We start from the raw sequence: 18850 nt of genomic DNA, 5'->3' as shown, positions 1-18850 counted from the left end.
AGGTAATCTATTATATGGAAGCATTTGATCCGAACTCATTTATGAATCAATTAAAATTGAAAGAAGCCTTTTATCTCATGAGCCACGGTCAGGAGGCAGATCCGAGTACCGCACGTCAGATTCTTGCTCAAATCCTGCCCAAGGAAGACAAAAACACCCTGTTTTTGCGTTTTAAGAAGGCTGCTTTACAGGTTCTCTCCGCAAAGGGTGAACCCGAAGAAATTTTACCGATGCCAGGTCTCGCGTTTCGAGGCGAAACGACCTCCGCTTTCCAAGTAGAGAGGGTGCTTGGTGCCCACCTCATTACCTTTCTTTTTTCCCCAAATTCCGAACAAACGGAAATCCATCTAGCGGTTGAGACAAAACCGAAAGCTCCATTCCGCGTAAAATTAAAATTGGACGGAGATACGATAGAAACCATCCAGGATTTACAGAAAGAAAAGATGTTTGATTCTCCCATCCAAACGGAAACGGCACCCGAAGTTGTATTCTTTCAGAGTAATAAAGAAGTTGGGAGATTCCAACTTTTTCTTGAGACAGAATAAATGTTCAAATATTCTTTTTTTTTGCAATAAAACGCAAGCTTAAGGTAATCTATGTGTAGGTAGTATTTTTTTTAGAAAAGTCCTGCCTTCTTTTCCAAACTAATACATTAAATGCCGACGAATTCAAACCTCGTCGGCTTTTTTTTAGGCGTTCACTCGGAAGTAAATGACATCTCCGTCTTGGACAATATACTCTTTTCCTTCGATTTTCAGTTTGCCCTCGTCTTTGACTTTTGCCGGATCTCCCGTACGGTCCAGGTCCTCGAACCTAAGAACTTCGGCCCGTATGTAACCCTTCTCAAAGTCCGAGTGGATGACTGCCGCTGCCTGAGGCCCTGTGCTACCCTTGAGGGTGGTCCAGGCTCTTACCTCCTCCACTCCTGCGGTGAGAAAGGTGATGAGTCCGAGTAATTTGTAAGAGGCCTGAATCATACGTGTCAATCCAGACTGGGTTTCTCCAATCTCTTCCAGAAACGCGGCCTGATCTTCTTTTTCAAGACCAGAAATCTCTTCTTCAAATCGGCCGCAGAGAACAACCGACTCGGCTCCTTCCTTAGCAGCGTAGTCTTTTATCGTTTGCACGTGTGGATTTTTAGTATTTTTAACGTCTGTCTCTAAAATATTTGCTACATATAACACGGGCTTAATGGTAATTAAATTGAACTTCTTTGCAATTTTAGTTTCTTCCTCGTTTAGTTTGACCGAGGCAGCCCGGTCGCCCTTTCGTAAAGCCTCTAAAATTTTCTCCATCACACTCGCTATTTCGGATGCCTCTTTATTCCCTGCCTTGGCTGACTTTGCGATCCGCTGGTGCTGCTTTTCGAGACTGTCTAAATCAGCAAGAATCAATTCATAATTGATGACAGTAATATCTTCGATTGGGTCCACTTTTCCGTGAACATGTGTTATGTTTTCGTCTTCAAAGGCACGGACAACATGACAGATCGCCTCAACTTCCCGGATATGGGATAAAAATTGATTCCCCAATCCTTCCCCATCGCTAGCTCCTTTCACAAGCCCAGCGATATCCACAAATTCAATCGTTGTGGGGAGGATCCGCTTTGGTTTATAAATTTCCGCAAGCCTTGCGAGTCTAGGGTCTGGAACTTCTACGATACCTGTATTTGGTTCAATAGTACAAAAAGGATAATTTGCCATCTGGGCGCCGGCTTTTGTCAGCGCGTTAAAAATAGTTGATTTTCCAACATTAGGAAGTCCGACGATACCACAATTCAATGCCATACGGATAGAATTGAAAATCGGGACCTAGAGACAAGGAAAATCGCAAGCTCCTTAGGGACGCGAAAAACCTGTCTCTAAAAAATCCAGAGTCAAATACGTGCATAAAAATAGAACCGTAAAGAGGTAAACGATGAGATAAGCTAAGCCTATTTTGCTCCAGGGCAATCTTTGATCCAGTCGAAACAAGCCGATGATGCCCTCTGCTTGCAACTTACCATAATCAACTTTAGAATCAAAAAGATTTAAATTACGTGCTAATGAGTCTAGTATTTCGCTTCTATAATGTTCTGTTAGCTGAAATATTTTCGCGTCATCCCTTTCTTTCAGAACATCCTGTATACATCTTGGAATCTCAAATACTTTGAGGAAAATCAGACCCGATACTGAAGTATATAGAGCTAGATAATTCAGAATGACAATAGAGGGACTCGCTGTATAAGAAACAGAAAAAAGAAAATAGAAAAAAACCAAGAGGAAAGTATAACTGATTGATTTGCGAAGCAAGGTTAGCCTCTTGATGGTTCTTTTCTCTTTTAAATACTCTAAATAAAGGATAGGATGGTTCATAGTAAGGTGTTTATATCTGGAAAGAGCTTTAAAAATTCACTTGGAGGCGGACAAAGGATCTCAATTTCGCTCATGTCCTTTTTCACGAATTTCAATTTAAAAGAATGAAGGTAGGTTCGTTTCCATTTTTGGTTAACCGGTCCATAAACCGTGTCTCCTAAAATGGGGAAACCAAGGCTTGCGCTGGAGATGCGGATTTGATGCCTTCGACCTGTGAGTAACTTTGCCTTGGCTAAAAATATTTTCTGTGAAGTGTTGGAAGCCAGTATCTTAAAATGTGTAATTGATTTTTTTCCCCCACTACGAACGATTGTTACTTTTTTATTTCCGTCTTTCAAAAAACACTCAAATTTGTTTTCCGTCCAATCAGGAATTCCCGAGCCAATCAGAATGTATTCCTTTTCCGCCGTAAGAAAGATCTCATCGATCTCCTTGTTTTTGTCTGGATTTTTGCCAAAAACGACGATTCCACTCGTTCCTAGATCTAGTCGATTCACGGTTCTTAATGATTCAAACCCTAGTCTTTCTTGTATTTGTCTAGTGAAATCGGCTCGCATGGGATCCTTTGTTTCATGAACAGGAATGCCCGCTGGCTTATTTGCGATCAAAAATAGATCATCTTCGTATAAAATTGACATGGCATCAAATCCTATTGTTTTTTAATTATCGACTGTCAGTTGGAAATGGTATCCACCGTAGCTTCTGATATTGATGACACCGGATGAAAACAAAAGGTATTGCCCCTTGACACCGACGAGAGTGTCTTCTATTGCTTCGGATTCACTTAACTTTAAAGATTTGATTTTTTTGGGATAAGATTGAATGGGATATGAAATCTCAGACACTTCATTTGATATGACAGGCTGCCATTTTAAGGGGATATTTTTCCCATCTTTTGTTTCCAATGCAAACTCTTTTGTCGCCAAATGTTTTAAATATTTTTCTTTTTCTTTCACCAAATCAAAGTATGGTGGATCTCCCTGGACTAATTTTTGCCATGCTGTTTTATCGGGTAAAAATTTCGTCAGGTAATGTTCAATTGTCCCCGCAGCTACTCTTGAATCTACTTCTAAAATCGGCAATCCGAACCTTGCGCCTTGGTCAACCCAACGGTTGCTCACAGGATTTTCTTTCGTGATACCTACCTTCAGGCCACTCGAATTGGCAAAATAAACCGTATGTTTTTTAAAACAGTTTGCCTTACCCCATTCGGGCTCTCTGCAAGTGCCCTTATGAAAATGACAAGTTTCTGGTCGAAGGATGCACATATCATTTTCGGCCTTCGTCGAAAAACAGGCATAACATGCTCCTTGACCGAAGGATTTTTTGGTAGGTCTACCACAGTTGGTGCAACGAATTTTGCCATTTGATGTTAAGGTGATTTTTTTTCCAATCCATTGGTTCACGGACTCCTCGGATTCATGTTCTAAACTCGCAGATTTGTCTGGCTTCTTTCCTAATGCTTCATCCTCATACGTAGCGTAGTTCCACTTGTATTCTACTGGATCAAGTCCAGTATGATCCATCATGCGAAGGTATCCTTGGAGAAACATGGAAGTTAAAACTCGATTTCCTTACCGGCAATAGGAAAATGATTGGAATCCAATTTTAATGTGAGCACTCCAAGTAGAGTCCTCGTATTTTCCACAGCCTTCCATTTAAAAACAGTAACATATGTTTGAAATGTATAATGAGAGAGATAACCTTCTTTGTCATAAAAAAGCCGAAGCATATCCTCATCATCCCCTAACTTGACAACCGATCCGTTGAAGTTCGGAGATTTTGTCTTTGAGAGCAAAACGATTACTTTTCCACCAAGTAAATCGTCTGGGTTTGGTTCGGTAGCTGAGGATTCGGCATCTACTATCGTATTTGTTTCTTCTACGTAAACAGCTTCCTCATCCCAGTTTAGCAAACTACACGGAAAATCTCCGAGGAGAACTGGGAAATCTGGGGAGCAAGGCACATAACGAATTTCCTTCGGCTCGGTGAAGGCATACTCTTTGATGATGGAGGTACGTATGGTGGCAAAGGCAATTCCTTTTAGTTTACCTACTAATTTCTGTTTGGGGATTTCTTTTAAAACGTGTTCATTTGGCGTCGGAACAAGAGTTGAGAAAGAGATCACAATCAAAATCAACACGAGAGTTATGATTTTCAAATAACGCATAAAAATCTCCTAATACAATAAATAAGGTTTAATCTTACTTTTTTCAGCTAATTCTTCTTTTATGAAAGTTTCATGAAATTTTTTATAAGGTATCGAGTCATTTATTGAATTACGAAAGTGATCATTGCCCCAAAGCTGATCAGCCCAATGATTCTGACTTCCTTTGTTCCACTTAAAATCTTTTGGATAGAGTTCTTTCAAATTGCGTATCAGCTCATAAGAAAGTTCAATGGGATCATAATCAGGAGTGACTAGATTCATTTTTAAACCAGAACATATTTTTCCTTTATGCGGACCGAACGTGGGCTTAAAAAATACAGGTGTGAAATAATAGGCTTTGTTTCCGTAGGTTTGGAGTTTTGTAGCTAGGTTTGCAGGTTCTGTCATCCAGGGAGCTCCAAAATAGACAAATGGTGCTTGCGTACCACGACCAACCGAAACATTTACGCCCTCTAACATAACGAGAGATAAATAATGCCTAGCACTCTCCACCATAGGAAGATTTGGTGATGGGGTAAACCAAGGCAGACCGGTTTCTTCAAAATACATTCCGCGTTTGTATCCCCGCACAGGAACGACCGTCACTTTTGCTTTGCCGCCTAAGTATTCTTTGGCGTAAAAATTAGCAGATTCTCCTAGAGTCATTCCGGATATGAGTAAGGATGGGAATTCACCTGCAAAATTTAAATGTTTAGGATCCATTTTTTCCCCCATGGGTGGTAGATGCATGGCGATGTGAATGTGATCGAGAAGGATCATTTCTGATTTTAAACCAGAAATACCGTCAAGGAGTCGCTTCATCACGCTCACATAGGTATAACATCTCATCCCAACGTCTTGCACGTCAAAAAGGACAACATCCACTTCTGAAAGCAGATCACGTAGTTCGGAATCTTTTACTTTGTAAATATGATACAGGGGCCGAGAAAAAGTCGAATCCATCGTGACCGGTGTCGGACTAAATTCTTCTTCCAGCCCTAAAAATCCATGTTCGAGACCGATGAGATGTTCGAGTCGCACATTGTATTTCTCAAATTCGGATAGGATTCGGGAGGGACTGCTGCCAATCCCAGAGGGATTGGTCACGAGCATCACTTTTTTGCCTGCAAGCTTGGGTAAGATTTCCGAGTAAAAGATCTCGCTTGAAGGAGTGATTTTCGAGTCAGAAGGATGCACCCGGTACTGAGGGACCGTATTTCCCTGGCAAGCAGCCAAAATAAAGAGTAGGTAAAACCGAAAAAAGTATTTGGTCATGTAAGTAGAAGATTATAAGATATGGCAAATCTTCAAGGAGAAATGCTCCCCTATGCTCAAACGTATCCTTCCTTCCCTCATCCCAGGCACCTTCCTGCTTCTCATTTTAAGCTGTGCCAGTCCCGCAGGGGCAGAAAAGACTGAAAATCTGCCTGATAATGTCGTTACTGCCATGGGCGAGGCCCCTATTTACCAGGGCGACTTGGCCCTTGCACGAAATAAGGCATTAAAAGACGCTAAGCTCAATGCCATTCGAAAATTAGTGGGTGAACAAATCACAGAAAAATCGGGAGTCTCGGATGGTCAATCCCTGGGCTCGAAACTTTATGGTAAAACAGATTCCTTCGTTAAAAAATACGAAATCATCAGCGAATCCACTTGGAAACTAGACACCCAAGACATGATCCGATTGAATGTTCGCTGTGAAGTAGAAGCAACCAAACTTTCGACAGCTGTGGATGCCTTACTCGATGATGTAGGAAATCCGAGAATTGCTGTACTTGTGCAATCTACGATCCAAGGAAGAAGCTATCCCATCGGTTCTGCGACAAATATCGCCGAAGCAGAGTTAATTGAAAAACTAAGAAACAAAGGAAACAAAGTTGTCGATAGCTCTCAACTCACAGCTTTGCTCAAAAAAAATCCGGCTCTTGCAAAGTTAGACTTAAATTCTGTGGAAGAAGGTAGCCCTCTTCTGTCTCTTGCGCAAGAATCAGGAGCAGAGGTTCTCATCATTGGCAGAGTGGAAACAGTAGACCAAAAGCCAATTGTTCTACCAGGCGGGAAAAAAACAGATTTCCTCAGTGCAGCTGCCACCGGTCCATACAGAATCATTCAATTATGGGGAGATGGTAAAATATTCGGCTCGGGCTCACACGAAGGACGAGGTGCAGATATCACACAAGAAGTTTCAAGAGAACAAGCCACAAAAGATTGGGCGAAACTGGTTTCAGAAAAAGTCGCAAAACAAATCAAAGACGAATGGTTTAAATTAACAGAACAAAATACAGTCATTCTAAAGTTTAAAGGCTTGGAACTTGAAGATGCGATCAATTTCAAAAACGACCTTAGTGAATATACGTCCGTAAAGCAAATAAATGACCGTAAAACAGATGTTAACAATTCTGAATGGGAACTGACGTATCCAGGAAAGGAAACAATGTTTGCTGAAGAGCTTATGTATAAAAAAGACTCCAGCTTTCGCTTTCTTTCTAAAAAGGTTTTAAACATGAAAAGTTCAAAACGCGGAGTTGTTGAGATCGAATTTAAAAATAAGTAGAAATTAGAAAAGGCTAGGTCATCTCTTCACCTAGCCTTTTTCTTTATGAACGAATTCTCCCGTGGTTTCCAAAAAGAACTGGTAATCTTTTTTTCCGATTTGTATGATTTGCAAAGATCCACTTGCAGATTTGATCTCGATCTCTCCAAAAAACCAACCCAATCGTCCCTGTATGGAAACCACCGAGCCAAGAGGCATTTCAAAATGATGTAGCGAGGAGATCAGAGATTTTTGAAGAAAATGTAATTTTTTATCGGTAGCCACGATCGTCCATTTGCCCGCACGAATTCCTGAGTGGTCTCCCTCAAGCAAACCAAACACATATCCTTTCAGGTGCTCATTGTCTTCGATTACCGTATGCAACTCGTTCAATGCTGAGGAAAATCTAAATAGATTTTCAACATCTACACCTTTCACATGTTTCAAAAGTTCTGCCACTTGCAATTTTATCTCTTCTGGTTTTCTCATCTATTTACCTTTCTAATCCACTCCAACCCTCATTCAAATCACCACCACTCTCGCCCGTATCCACACGCATCAATCGTTCCAATTCGGCTGTTCTTTGTTTAGCAAGACTAATGTAAACTTTTCGGTCCTTTCTATGCTCGTACAACTCATCAAAGGAATCTGTATCATGTTTTAAAAAGGTAGAAGCGGCACGTCTTGCCTGGTAACTTCGAAATCCCAAGTCCTTTAAAGCGTCAATTCCAAGTTCAATGGCAGTTTCGCGAGTTTCCCGATAAACCAGATCGGCACCAAGTTCTTTTAACTCGTATGCTTCTTCTCTATCGCCTGCCCTTGCTAAAATTTTCAATTGAGGGAAGTGTTTTTTTACAATGTCAATTAACTCTTTTTGCTTTTCGAAACTATCAAGTGCTGCAATCAGGAGCTTTGCCTTCCCTGCCCCTGCACCCGATAATAACTCGCTTCTAGTTGCATCTCCAAAGTAGACTTTAAAATCAAATTTTCTTAGCATGGAAACTCTGTCAGCATCATAGTCTAGAACTGTAACGGCAATTCCATTGACTCGCAAAAATCGACCGATCATATTTCCAAATTTACCAAAACCTGCGATGATGACTGGATTTTCTTCATTTTCAATCTTATCTGATTCCAGTTTATTTTTGGAATCGTCTTCCAAAAGGTTTTTAAATAGCTTTTCATATAACAATAATATGATGGGAGTTAACGCCATGCTAATCGCAACAGATGCAACTAAACTGGATACCAAATCATGCGGAAGGATGCCATTTTGTTCTGAGTAGCTAAATAGTACGAAAGAGAATTCGCCGACCTGTGACAGACCGAGTGCAAAGTATAAATTTTGATCCAGCGGGATTCGAAATACCAATCCGAGTAGTAAGAGTATCAAGGCTTTGCCTGCGATGATGACAAAAACAATGGCAGAAATTTTTAATGGATTTTGGAAGATCACATCCACGTTCATAGAAGCGCCTACGCTGAGAAAAAACAACCCCAGGAGCAGGCCCTTAAACGGTTCGATATCGCTTTCCAGTTCATGCCTAAATTCACTCGAAGCAAGTACTACACCCGCAAGAAAAGTACCTAGAGCTGCAGACAAACCAATGGCACCCATTAATAACGAGATGCTGATGACTAGCAGTAAGCTCGCGCCAGTAAATACTTCTCTCAAACCTGTATTTGCTAGCACTCGGAATAGTGGACTCAATAAAAATTTTCCAACAAGGATGATCGCGCAAATGGTGCTGATGATAATCATACCCTGCATCCAAGCAGGATACTGTTGGATCATCGAAGAGCTATGGCTACCTTCACTAGAAAGGCTAACGGTTGCTAGAAGTGGAAAAATGGCAAGCATAGGAATCACAGCCATATCCTGAAAAAGTAAGACAGAAAAGGATGCCTGCCCTGAGAGTGATTTCATCAGACCTTTTTCCTTTAGGGTTTGTAGGACTATGGCAGTCGAGGAAAGGGAAAGTATCATGCCGATTGCTAGCGCAGGTTTCCAATCGATTGCGAAAAAGATGGAAATCAGGGAGAAAAAAATGGTAGTAATGACTACCTGTAAACCGCCAAGACCGAGTAACCAGACTTTTAGCCTCCAGAGTAAATCTAATTCCAATTCTAGTCCGATCACGAAAAGCATCATCACAACACCAAACTCGGCAAAATGCATCAAAGCTTCCCCTTCCGCTCCCACCAAACCGAGCATAGCTGGTCCAATCCCAATACCTGCGAGTAAATAACCGAGGACGGATCCAAGACCTAACTTATGGGCAATTGGAACCATGAGTATGGCAGCAGTAAGGTAAATGAGTGCTTGAACGAAAAAACCAGTCTCACCCATGAGAAGGTACCTCAAGCAATTGTTCCAACAACTCGGAAAAACGATTCCCTTCTTTCTCTAAATCAGATTCTTGCAGCTTGAAAGTCCCTTTTAGAGTAAATGGTTCGTGGTAGGACATGTGACAAAGCTCCGCCGTTCTCTTAAAAGGCAAGAGGAAATCCTGCAATTCATGCTTGTGGAATCCGTCCTTCGAGTAGGCAACCTCGTCACCGCCCGTTGTTAGCACCTGCATCCAGATCTTACCGACCAAAGCAGTTCCGCCTGCCCCATACGCCCAACCGTGCTCGAGTACGGAATCGATCCACTGCTTGAACAAAGGCGGACAACTATACCAATATAGAGGATGCTGTATCATGATGATTTCATGCGACAAGAGGAGCTCTTTTTCTCGCTTCACATCGATATCAAATGTGGGATAAAGTTCATAGAGATCATGCCTGGTAATGCATTCCAAATTCGGAATGTGATTTAGAAGGACTTTGTTTGCCCTTGATTTCTCGTAACTTGGATGAACCAATATATGCAGAAGTTTTTTCATTTCCCCTTTTTGAACAATATGGACCATTGTTCACTCTTTAATCAATAAATTTCACTAAAAAAACACAGATTTGAAAAAAATGCTCTCCATTCTAGGAGGTACGAGTATCTCATTACTATGTTCAAGATTTTAAAAAATTCCACAGTCATTCCGATGATTCTCTTGTCTCTCCTCTCGTGTAAAAAAGAGAAAGAAGACACTACGAATGATCTTCTCCTTGTTGGTCTTGTATCTGCTACGAGCACACCCTACATCGCGATTACGCCCACTGCCGGCTCCATCTCGATCGCAGGAACGAACCTTACGACGACAAAATCATACGATCCAAAATGCAGTGGTGTTAGCGGAAATCAAACGTTTAAGTTTTTTCTAAAGAAAGGAAACTCGAAAAATCTTCTCGTGAACTTTATGGGAGGAGGCGCTTGTTGGGATGGTAAGAATTGTTTCGGAACCAATACGACCACTTACTTTAAAGCAATGGACAGTCTTTCAACGCTAGCTGTTCGTTACGCTTTTAGTGGGATTTTAGACGAAAGACAAGCATCAAATCCTTTCAAAGATTATAATGTACTTTTTATCCCTTATTGCACGGGAGATTTACACTGGGGTTCCAAGGCCACTACTTATACCGATCCTACGACAAATACAGAATCCACGCTTCAGCATAGAGGGTTTGATAACTTCCTCGCGAGTATTGATTACGTAAAAAAGAATACGGAATGGACGCCTGGATCAACAGATAAAATTTTCGTGGTTGGACAATCGGCGGGAGCCTATGGTGCCATATTTAATTTCCCATACATTAAAGAAATCTTTCCATCTAACGAAGTGAATGTTCTAGCAGACGCTGGAAACGGAATTGTACCTGCCAATTGGCAAACGGAAGCAGCCGTTACGAAATGGGGAGCAAATACCAATTTACCTTCTTGGATTACTGGTATCTCTATCACAGCCGAACTGGGAGAGTTTTTTAAAAAAGTAGCGGCTTTCTACCCGACGAGCCGCATAGGCCAATATTCATCTAACTTTGATGGAACGCAGCGCTATTTCTATAACCTCCAACAATTATTACAGACAAACCTAACATATTCTGATTCCTCAACATTATACGGGAAAGGTGATGGATCACAGGTGGCTGATTCTGTCACTTGTGATTGGGTTACAAAGTCTCGTATCAATTTTGCCACGGCGAAAACGGAAAGTAACTATCGGTATTATATTGCAGGGGGCGATGTCCACACGATTACCTCAAATAACAACGTTTTTACGGAAGCCTCTGCCGGATCAAGTTTGCTAACCTGGATCAACGGAATGATCGCAAATAACAGTGCCTGGGCGAACAAAGATTGTAAAAATGTTGGCACTTGCTCACCTCCTGCAACTTCTGCTTCTCCCAATGGAGTCAGTTGCACTTTCTCCTCATTTTAAAACTTTAAGAACGATCCAAGGATAACTTTCCTGACATGCGAAAGGTATCCTTGGAAATTATGAATGAAATGATAAAAACGAATCTAATCCAATGATTAGAAAAAGCAAAAGAGTCCATGGAACAAATTCCAAATGAGGTTGGAGCGATATACCAATAAATCCCTTCTTACTGGATCACAGCCTTCACCAATGAGCTTTGTTACGAAAAAGAATTTTGAATTTCTTACCAAACCTCAATTTTCCATACGAATTCGGATTTACAACTTCAAGCATACGTTTTAAAAATTCTATAACGTTGTGAATCATTTCTTTTTCATTCTCTTTAGCACATTAATTTCAGAAGACATTACTTGTATCTCCACTGGAATATTAATCCAGCAGGGATTGTTAGACCCCATAGTTGGTGTGACCGCCTGCACACTTGGGATTTTTATCGGGGATTTTTTACTTTATCTCACAGGTAAAGAACTTCATGGATTTTTAAGAAAAAGAAAATCCTTCCAATTTCTTTTTGAATCTGCAACTTATGAGAAACTTTCCGAAAATCTAGAAAATAATTATGCTAGAACCATTTTTCTCTCGCGATTTATGCCGGGAACGAGACTTCCGATATATACATTTGCAGGTATGATTTCAAAATCAAACCTTCCTTTTTTGTTATATACCTTCGTTGCATCCGTCCTTTGGACCCCTCTTATGATTTTAATTTCCTATTACTACGGAGAAGCCTTCAAAATTTTTTATGAATCGAATCAGTTTTATCTGTTTCTTTTTATGTGCATAGGCTCATTATTTCTCCTTTATCAAATCCTACTTTTTAGCATCATAAAACGGAGAAGAGAGGAAATTTTATTATCCATTTCTAAAATATCTCGTCTTGAATTTTGGCCTATGTGGGCTTTTTACATCCCACTTGTACCTTATGTTTGTTATTTGATGATAAGATATGGTTCGATTCGAAACATCAGCATATCCAATCCAGGGATACCTTTTTCAGGAATCGCAAATGAATCCAAATCAGAAATTCTTTCACAACTACCGAAGGAATATATAGCAAAATTTGCCCTGATCAAATACGGCAATCAAAAGGAAATTGAAACTCAATTCGAGAATGCAATCAAGGAAAACAACTTCAAGTTTCCATTGATCCTAAAGCCAGATGTAGGTGAAAGAGGTGCTGGCGTTAAACTGATCCATTCCGTAAAAGATTTAATGCCAGCCATTCTTGATTCTAAAGTTGACTGCATCTTACAGGAGTATCACCCAGGACCTTTTGAATTGGGAATTTTTTATACGAGAATCCCCTCAGAAAATAAGGGAAAAATTTTTTCGATTACAGACAAAATATTTCCATTCGTAATCGGTGATGAAAAAAGAACACTCTCAGAACTGATCGTAACTCACCCGCGATACCGATTCCAGAAAGAAGTATTTTTAACACGTCTCTCAAAAAATTTAAAGTATATTCCTAAAGAAGGGGAAATATATTCATTGGGCTTTGCGGGGAACCACATACAAGGATGTCTGTTCTGCGACGGCGCGCACCTCTTTACAGAAATATTGGAAGCAAAAATTGATACGATCTCTAAAGAATTTAAAGGATTCTTTTTTGGAAGGTATGATATACGATATGCAAACGTTGAAGATTTAAAAAATGGTAAAAATTTTAAAATCATCGAATTAAATGGTGCCATGAGTGAATCCACAAATCTTTATGATCCGAAATTCTCTATCCTTAAGTCTTATCAAATTTTATTCAAACAGTGGAAAACACTCTTTATCATATCTCATATGAACCTGCAGCTTGGTCAAGTCCCCCCAACCTGGAAATCATTCTTTGATATGATGAAAGAATACAATCAATATAAAAAACAAATCGATCCCCTTGCTAAATCCATGTAGGCTTAAGGAATCCTATTAAAGGGAATAAAAGTTCCATTTTTGATCGTTGCTAATTTTCTAGTTCCATTATACTTTTAACTACCAAATCATGCTGTGTCCAAGGTATAAAATGATTCTCGTCTTCAATTACAATTGTCTTTGTTAATTTATTTCCTAAAATTAAAAGGTTCTTAAAAAATTTCACATTTTCGATCGGTACAAGCATATCGTGATCACCGTGTAAAACGATAAATTGTTTTGCTTGTGATTTCCAATCCTTTACCAATCCGGATAGCTGCTCTCGTAAAGGCATCATCTCCTCATTGCTATGATTCATTTCCTTTGATAGTAAAAATCGGATAAGAGAATAGGAAGCGATCCGATTGTACCATCTAATTTCTTCTAAACTTGGATCGATGGGTGAAGATATAAAAATAAACTGATCAAATTTCGAACTTCTGGTTTTTGCAATGGAAGCGATGATGGGTCCACCATAAGAATGCCCGACAAAAACCGTTCCCTCTTTTAATTTAGAAAACTGTCTTCTAAAATCTTGCATCGCTTCATAGATTAAGTCGGCTTGTTTTTCAATATCGGGCATGGACATATCGACCATAGAATTTCCAAAACCTGGTCTATCTAATGTTACCAAACAGTATTTATTTCTTAATGTTTCATCCAAAATGAACTTTTTATAATCTCTCCAGCTTCCCGGTGAACCATGGACAAAAACAACTATCTCTTTGGGGAATTCTTTGCAACTAGAATGAACTAAAAATAATTTTTGATCCGCTCCAAAATAGCCGGCGGATATATCTCTATAAGAAATTTGTAAATCTCTTATGTACTTTTCATCCCCCGATTGACAGCAAAATATGGATGTTACAAAAAAGAGAAAAAAAAGTTTATATCTCATCATCCGTTTTTAGTGCTAAATACAAATCCTTGAAGATAGAATTGGGTTTGAGTGGGTCGACTGGATCTTGAAAGTTTTTACGAATCGATTTTACAAGATACATATCTATCTCACCCTTGTTTTTAGCTTGAATTTTTCCCCGATGTTCACATTCAAAAAACTCGCTCACCAGATCGTAAGTAGCTTTCGAAATGTTTACCTCTCCCACGATCCCTGAACTTTCCAAACGACTCGCTGTATTGACGCTATCCCCCCAAATATCATAGGCAAATTTATCGGTGCCCACGACTCCAGCAATCGCATGACCAGTATGAATACCCAAACGAAGTTCCCAAACGGGAAGATTTTGCATCTGACGGATTTCTTTATGATCTGCCATAAATCTCTGAAACTCTAGACCACATAACACCGAATCTATCGCATGCGTTAAATTTGTTTTCGGTAGACCGCCTGCTGCCATGTAAGCATCACCAATCGTTTTTATTTTTTCCATTTTATGTTTTTTGATGATCGCATCAAAACCACGAAAATAATAATCCAGTTCACCGACCAATTCTTGCGGAGACATTTTCTCAGCAACTTTCGTAAACCCAGCCATATCTGTGAAAAGAATCGAGATACTATCATAACTTTTTGGAACAACAGAATTATGATGTTTTAACTCATCCGCAATGGATTCTGGCAATATGTTTAGCAAAAGGGAATCGGATTTTTTTCGCTCAATATTCAGGTTTCGAGAAAGTATGAAAATCAAAATCCCTGTCAGTATTTGAACAAATATATAATTTCCGCCTGCATCTAGATAACGGTCTTGTTCACTGGAATAATTTACAATGAGATCCCTTCGGAAAAACTCGATAGCATACAAACCCGCAGTCACAGAAATATAAAAAAGGTAAAGCAGCCAAACTTTTTGATTCCTGAGTAAGATGGTCGCAATTACAAGTGCTGGTATAAAATAATAATGATTGCCACCAATCGAACCTCCATTATAAAACCACATCGCAGAGAGGTATGTTAGGATGGTTAAATTAAACGGCCAGAATAGATTATAATAAATGCTTTTCAATCGCGAGATAAAATACATCGAAATCATTAAGAGTCCCGAGGCAAGATTCAGCATGAATATGATTTCGAAATTCGGCAGGTAGATAGATCCTACCGCTCCGAGTATGTTCAACACACCATTGACAAGCGCAATCGTATTAAATAGTCTATGTTCCAGGGAGTTCTTTTTAGGGTCACCAAATAGTAAATAGATAAAAGAAATAAGTGTTTCTGTCATGATGTTTTGATATTAGACTTGGTTGAGTATGGAATCAATTAAGTAATCAAAAAAGTGTATTGAGTTAGAGATTTATTTCGTAGTTTTAGAACTCGGTTTGTCGTCGGTAAAGAAGCCTTTGATGCTTTGAAATGTATTCTTCACACCGCCTATGGTTTCATCCACCTTTTCGGAAGCCTTCGATCCCGCCATACTTCCGAGTACAGTTCCCAGTGGACCTCCGAGCATAGTACCTGTATATACGGTTGCCAACCAAACAGGATCAATAAACGCAAAGTTCTTACCATAATAACCTCTGTAAATGATAGGCAATTTGACGGCCCGACCAACCACCCCGGCTAAAGCGACAGTGAACTTCATGTCAATTTTTCCACCTTGGTCATACACACCTGAGCCTGTGGCATTCAGCCCGACCCCTTTCATTTCAAATGAATGTAGCTGTACTCGTTGGTTGATTAGAAGTATTGAACCATCAATCGATTCAAAAGAGGTGCTATCTCCGCTTGCACCAGAAAAATTGAATAACTTTCCCACTTCTGCGACTGGTTTGATGAAATTGGCGTAACCGAGTAACTGTCCTTTATCGATGTGAAATGCCGATTTCAGTCGTAACGTTGTTTGCGGCCTACCTTTTTGGCTTAAATATAAATCAACAGTTGCATTGGATCTAAGTTTACCTTTTAAAAGTTTATCTTTAGTGGCAGATCCAATCGCTTTCTCGACGTTAATGCCTGTCAATTTAGCATCGGTATGCAAATACATAGATTTCAGATCAAACTTACCAGTTGCTGATATGCTTCCATCAAAAATGCCTATTTGCAGATTCTTAAACTGCAGGTTTGGATCTTTAAACTCGAGTGGACCTTTGAGAAAGGAGATATACCTTCCACTCGCAACTAACTGATGCAAATCTAGGTCTACCGCGATGTCAGGTAGTTTCGAAGTTGGTGTAGGATTTTTCTTTTGTTCCTTTGAGTCCAAATTCTCTTTAAAATAATTAGATTTAGAGAGATCAGTTGCAGAAAGTAAATTTATATAGGTCAATAACTTATCTACATCCAAACGGTCGGATGCCAATCGAAAAGAGGAAACGGAGCCTGGGTCCTTAAAATACTCGCCAGTAGCGCTTAGATTTGCAATCTTTCCGTAATCCATTTTGAATTCACGTAAGTTTAATTCTTGTTTCTCGGACTGAAGCATCAATTTTGTGCTCATACTAAAGAATGGGAACGTATCCCCTTTTTTATTTTTTACCCCTGTAAACAAAAATTTTGCAACCTCAAGCGACACGTGATTTTCGGATTCCTTATCAAGCTTTACAAAAACATCAAAGTATGCATCCGTTAGCTCGGCCTTGGGGAAAATTTGTATGAAATCACCCATTTGACTCAAAACAAAATGATCCATTTTTAACTGGGAATTTGTGCGTAGGGAAGAAAAGTTCCAGTCGTTCTTAACAAGTGAGGTGACTGAGATAAGGTTAATCGGATTTTTATTTAACTCTCCAAACAAATTTAAATGTATGGAAGTATCCTCTTTATCAATTTTCATTTCTAATTCTTTTACTAAGAACTCGTTATGTGTTTGGTTTGAAAAATCCGAATAAATCAATAGAATCCCATCGATTTTTAGTTTTTTAGGCAGTAAACGAAACAAGGCCTGAGGGCCTTCTTCTGCCTTTTCTCTACCTTCTTCCAATTCTTCGGCATCGGATTTAAATTTTGATTGTATCGGAAAACTACCATCGGATGCACGTTCAATGGCAATCTCACCTTGACTGATTTCCACAGATCGTATTTGAAATTCTTGATTTAAAATGCGACTGAGATCAAATTTTAAAACAATGCTTTCTATAGAACATATTAATTTGCTCGAATCCTCAATTCGTAAGCCTGTTATCTCGATTCCTGGAAACGGGAATAGAATTGTTTCCACAGAAGTGTAATTTACATTTAAGTTGACGAAATGTTCTATTTTTTCCTTTACCAACGATTTAACGGCTGATTGGTCAAGTATTTGTTTTAAACCTAACAGTAAAAAAGTGAAAGCAACAAGTAAAACTGAAAAAATACCAAATACGTATCTGAGAGTTTTTTTGAAATTCATTTTGTTGTTTGTGGTAATTCACCAGATTCAAGTTCTTTTCCCTCAAAGGGAATTTTTGTCGTTTTCACATCTAAGAGCGGACCCAGTTCATAAACATTTTTATAACCGTATGCCTTTAAAGAAGTGAATGTGGAAAGGTTGAGTGAGGCAGCGGGCGCCTTGGCAGCAAAAGATTCTGGACTGCCTTCAAAATTATTATTACAATAAATGAGAATTTTGAGATCTTTTTTGGGGATCAAAGCAGCTAGGGATTGTTCTGTAAAATCAGTAAAGGGAAGATTTATTGCCCCTTTGATATGTCTCAGAAGATAACGTGATTCGGATCTTGCATCCAAAAGGACCACATCTGGGATAGAAAGCATCTTTAGGAATTCGGATTCTGTAAGCCGGTGCGATTCACGCTCTTCGGATGAGGTATCGACAATCTTCTGAAATTCGCCGTAGTCGATCAGGGGATTCTGAATTTTAGATTTTGCCTGTTTCTTTTGTTTTTTCTTCGCAGATTCAGGGCAAAGGGTACCACAAACGAACATAAAAATAAGGAGGGAGCTGAGAATTTTCATAATTTGGGACTTCCTGTCTGTAGCGTAGGTTCTCACTCGTCGAAGTAAAGTATTTTAACTTGCGAAATAAACCGAGTCCCGATCTCTTAATTTTATGGGACAACTTACAGCAAAGATCAAAACAAATAAAGGTGAGATTCGAATCACACTTTTTGCAGAAAAAACACCAAACACCGTCGCAAATTTTGTAAATTTGGCGAAACGTAATTTTTATAATGGGCTGAAGTTCCATCGCGTCATCGAAGATTTTATGGTTCAAGGTGGATGCCCTCTGGGAACAGGTACAGGTGGACCTGGCTATAAATTTCGAGACGAATTCACATCGGAACTAAAACACAATAAGCCGGGTATTTTATCGATGGCAAATGCGGGACCTGGGACGAATGGAAGCCAATTTTTCATTACCCATGTGGCGACACCTTGGTTAGATGGAAAACATACTGTTTTTGGTGCCGTTATAGACGCGACGGATCAAAAAGTTGTCAATGATATCAAACAAGGAGACATCATTGAAACGATCAGCTTTGAAGGCGATGTCGACTCGGTTCTCGAAATTGCTAAAGCGAATGTAGAGGAATGGAATCTCATCTTAGATAAAAAATAATAAATTTCCCAGCTCCATCGTCTAACTTATAACTATATTAAAAGGGAGAATCAAATGGGAAACAAAAAGCAATGGAACCAAGTGAAGCAGGTAAAGCAAGTTTCAAGACTTGTATTTACTTTAAAACCGACTAAGGTAAAGCC

At 39.5% G+C, this 18850-nt stretch carries 18 protein-coding genes; 5 read left to right on the top strand and 13 right to left on the bottom strand.

Annotation, left to right across the window (positions count from 1 at the left end):
- The first annotated feature begins 14 nt into the window (after nt 1-14).
- The gene (locus EHQ58_RS07970; RefSeq protein ID WP_135623361.1) at nt 15-545 is read left to right on the top strand and encodes a hypothetical protein; all 531 of its coding nucleotides are present in this window, start codon (nt 15-17) and stop codon (nt 543-545) included.
- A 144-nt stretch (nt 546-689) separates the two neighbouring features.
- Here EHQ58_RS07970 and ychF read toward each other — a convergent pair whose 3' ends face one another.
- The 6 genes from ychF to EHQ58_RS07940 are packed head-to-tail and all read right to left on the bottom strand — an operon-like array spanning nt 690 to nt 5778.
- Nucleotides 690-1787, bottom strand: coding sequence for a redox-regulated ATPase YchF (gene ychF, locus EHQ58_RS07965; protein WP_135623360.1), 1098 nt, complete (start codon nt 1785-1787; stop codon nt 690-692).
- Nucleotides 1788-1838: 51 nt separating this feature from the next.
- On the bottom strand, nt 1839-2354 hold the full coding sequence (locus EHQ58_RS07960; protein ID WP_135623359.1) for a hypothetical protein: 516 nt from the start codon (nt 2352-2354) through the stop codon (nt 1839-1841).
- Complete coding sequence (locus EHQ58_RS07955; protein ID WP_135623358.1) at nt 2351-2992, bottom strand: RluA family pseudouridine synthase; 642 nt, start codon at nt 2990-2992, stop codon at nt 2351-2353. The genes EHQ58_RS07960 and EHQ58_RS07955 overlap by 4 nt, the downstream gene beginning before the upstream one ends.
- Before the next feature lie 21 nt (nt 2993-3013).
- A complete protein-coding gene (locus tag EHQ58_RS07950; RefSeq protein ID WP_246047238.1) occupies nt 3014-3907 on the bottom strand; it encodes a DUF2797 domain-containing protein in 894 nt (297 codons plus the stop codon).
- Between the two features lie 5 nt (nt 3908-3912).
- On the bottom strand, nt 3913-4524 hold the full coding sequence (locus EHQ58_RS07945) for an LIC_11883 family protein (RefSeq protein WP_135623357.1): 612 nt from the start codon (nt 4522-4524) through the stop codon (nt 3913-3915).
- Between the two features lie 9 nt (nt 4525-4533).
- Nucleotides 4534-5778: an exo-beta-N-acetylmuramidase NamZ family protein gene (locus EHQ58_RS07940; RefSeq protein WP_135623356.1), complete on the bottom strand. Its 1245-nt coding sequence runs from the start codon at nt 5776-5778 to the stop codon at nt 4534-4536.
- 52 nt (nt 5779-5830) lie between these two features.
- On the opposite strand from EHQ58_RS07940, the gene EHQ58_RS07935 reads away from it, so the two are divergent.
- Nucleotides 5831-7057, top strand: a complete 1227-nt coding sequence (locus EHQ58_RS07935) for a lipoprotein LipL46 (protein ID WP_135623355.1) — start codon at nt 5831-5833, stop codon at nt 7055-7057.
- Nucleotides 7058-7087: 30 nt separating this feature from the next.
- On the opposite strand, the gene EHQ58_RS07930 is transcribed toward EHQ58_RS07935, so the two are convergent.
- From EHQ58_RS07930 to EHQ58_RS07920, 3 genes are read right to left on the bottom strand one after another with little or no spacing between them, the layout of a single operon-like run.
- On the bottom strand, nt 7088-7525 hold the full coding sequence (locus EHQ58_RS07930; RefSeq protein ID WP_135623354.1) for a PH domain-containing protein: 438 nt from the start codon (nt 7523-7525) through the stop codon (nt 7088-7090).
- A 4-nt stretch (nt 7526-7529) separates the two neighbouring features.
- Entirely contained in the window at nt 7530-9386 is a 1857-nt protein-coding gene (locus EHQ58_RS07925; RefSeq protein WP_135623353.1) for a monovalent cation:proton antiporter-2 (CPA2) family protein, read from the bottom strand.
- Entirely contained in the window at nt 9379-9924 is a 546-nt protein-coding gene (locus EHQ58_RS07920; RefSeq protein WP_135623352.1) for an NAD(P)H-dependent oxidoreductase, read from the bottom strand. Before EHQ58_RS07920 ends, EHQ58_RS07925 begins: the two co-directional genes overlap by 8 nt.
- Nucleotides 9925-10041: 117 nt before the next feature.
- Between EHQ58_RS07920 and EHQ58_RS07915 the strand changes: the two genes are divergently transcribed.
- Together EHQ58_RS07915 and EHQ58_RS07910 are read left to right on the top strand one after the other, a co-directional pair.
- Complete coding sequence (locus EHQ58_RS07915) at nt 10042-11352, top strand: pectin acetylesterase-family hydrolase (RefSeq protein ID WP_135623351.1); 1311 nt, start codon at nt 10042-10044, stop codon at nt 11350-11352.
- A 297-nt stretch (nt 11353-11649) separates the two neighbouring features.
- The gene (locus tag EHQ58_RS07910) at nt 11650-13254 is read left to right on the top strand and encodes a DedA family protein (RefSeq protein ID WP_135623350.1); all 1605 of its coding nucleotides are present in this window, start codon (nt 11650-11652) and stop codon (nt 13252-13254) included.
- Nucleotides 13255-13303: 49 nt separating this feature from the next.
- On the opposite strand, the gene EHQ58_RS07905 is transcribed toward EHQ58_RS07910, so the two are convergent.
- The 4 genes from EHQ58_RS07905 to EHQ58_RS07890 all read right to left on the bottom strand — a co-directional run bounded on the left by EHQ58_RS07905 (nt 13304) and on the right by EHQ58_RS07890 (nt 18103).
- On the bottom strand, nt 13304-14149 hold the full coding sequence (locus tag EHQ58_RS07905) for an alpha/beta fold hydrolase (RefSeq protein ID WP_167883570.1): 846 nt from the start codon (nt 14147-14149) through the stop codon (nt 13304-13306).
- On the bottom strand, nt 14139-15434 hold the full coding sequence (locus EHQ58_RS07900) for an adenylate/guanylate cyclase domain-containing protein (RefSeq protein ID WP_135623348.1): 1296 nt from the start codon (nt 15432-15434) through the stop codon (nt 14139-14141). The genes EHQ58_RS07905 and EHQ58_RS07900 overlap by 11 nt, the downstream gene beginning before the upstream one ends.
- A gap of 72 nt (nt 15435-15506) precedes the next feature.
- Nucleotides 15507-17540 (bottom strand): AsmA family protein, encoded by a 2034-nt coding sequence (locus EHQ58_RS07895; protein ID WP_135623347.1) that lies wholly within the window; start codon nt 17538-17540, stop codon nt 15507-15509.
- Nucleotides 17537-18103 carry a rhodanese-like domain-containing protein gene (locus tag EHQ58_RS07890; RefSeq protein ID WP_135623346.1) on the bottom strand — a complete coding sequence of 189 codons (567 nt, stop codon included), beginning with the start codon at nt 18101-18103 and terminating at the stop codon, nt 17537-17539. Before EHQ58_RS07890 ends, EHQ58_RS07895 begins: the two co-directional genes overlap by 4 nt.
- 94 nt (nt 18104-18197) lie before the next feature.
- On the opposite strand from EHQ58_RS07890, the gene EHQ58_RS07885 reads away from it, so the two are divergent.
- Nucleotides 18198-18707: a peptidylprolyl isomerase gene (locus tag EHQ58_RS07885; RefSeq protein WP_135623345.1), complete on the top strand. Its 510-nt coding sequence runs from the start codon at nt 18198-18200 to the stop codon at nt 18705-18707.
- The last annotated feature ends 143 nt before the right edge of the window (nt 18708-18850 follow it).

This window comes from Leptospira ognonensis (assembly GCF_004770745.1).
Classification (GTDB): domain Bacteria; phylum Spirochaetota; class Leptospiria; order Leptospirales; family Leptospiraceae; genus Leptospira_A; species Leptospira_A ognonensis.
This window is presented reverse-complemented; position numbering and strand designations above follow the sequence as displayed.

Coding starts and splice junctions, on each gene's coding strand:
- EHQ58_RS07970 (WP_135623361.1), top strand. CDS start 15: ATGGAAGCATTTGATCCGAACTCATTTATGAATCAATTAAAATTGAAA.
- ychF (WP_135623360.1), bottom strand. CDS start 1,787: ATGGCATTGAATTGTGGTATCGTCGGACTTCCTAATGTTGGAAAATCA.
- EHQ58_RS07960 (WP_135623359.1), bottom strand. CDS start 2,354: ATGAACCATCCTATCCTTTATTTAGAGTATTTAAAAGAGAAAAGAACC.
- EHQ58_RS07955 (WP_135623358.1), bottom strand. CDS start 2,992: ATGTCAATTTTATACGAAGATGATCTATTTTTGATCGCAAATAAGCCA.
- EHQ58_RS07950 (WP_246047238.1), bottom strand. CDS start 3,907: ATGTTTCTCCAAGGATACCTTCGCATGATGGATCATACTGGACTTGAT.
- EHQ58_RS07945 (WP_135623357.1), bottom strand. CDS start 4,524: ATGCGTTATTTGAAAATCATAACTCTCGTGTTGATTTTGATTGTGATC.
- EHQ58_RS07940 (WP_135623356.1), bottom strand. CDS start 5,778: ATGACCAAATACTTTTTTCGGTTTTACCTACTCTTTATTTTGGCTGCT.
- EHQ58_RS07935 (WP_135623355.1), top strand. CDS start 5,831: ATGCTCAAACGTATCCTTCCTTCCCTCATCCCAGGCACCTTCCTGCTT.
- EHQ58_RS07930 (WP_135623354.1), bottom strand. CDS start 7,525: ATGAGAAAACCAGAAGAGATAAAATTGCAAGTGGCAGAACTTTTGAAA.
- EHQ58_RS07925 (WP_135623353.1), bottom strand. CDS start 9,386: ATGGGTGAGACTGGTTTTTTCGTTCAAGCACTCATTTACCTTACTGCT.
- EHQ58_RS07920 (WP_135623352.1), bottom strand. CDS start 9,924: ATGAAAAAACTTCTGCATATATTGGTTCATCCAAGTTACGAGAAATCA.
- EHQ58_RS07915 (WP_135623351.1), top strand. CDS start 10,042: ATGTTCAAGATTTTAAAAAATTCCACAGTCATTCCGATGATTCTCTTG.
- EHQ58_RS07905 (WP_167883570.1), bottom strand. CDS start 14,149: ATGAGATATAAACTTTTTTTTCTCTTTTTTGTAACATCCATATTTTGC.
- EHQ58_RS07900 (WP_135623348.1), bottom strand. CDS start 15,434: ATGACAGAAACACTTATTTCTTTTATCTATTTACTATTTGGTGACCCT.
- EHQ58_RS07895 (WP_135623347.1), bottom strand. CDS start 17,540: ATGAATTTCAAAAAAACTCTCAGATACGTATTTGGTATTTTTTCAGTT.
- EHQ58_RS07890 (WP_135623346.1), bottom strand. CDS start 18,103: ATGAAAATTCTCAGCTCCCTCCTTATTTTTATGTTCGTTTGTGGTACC.
- EHQ58_RS07885 (WP_135623345.1), top strand. CDS start 18,198: ATGGGACAACTTACAGCAAAGATCAAAACAAATAAAGGTGAGATTCGA.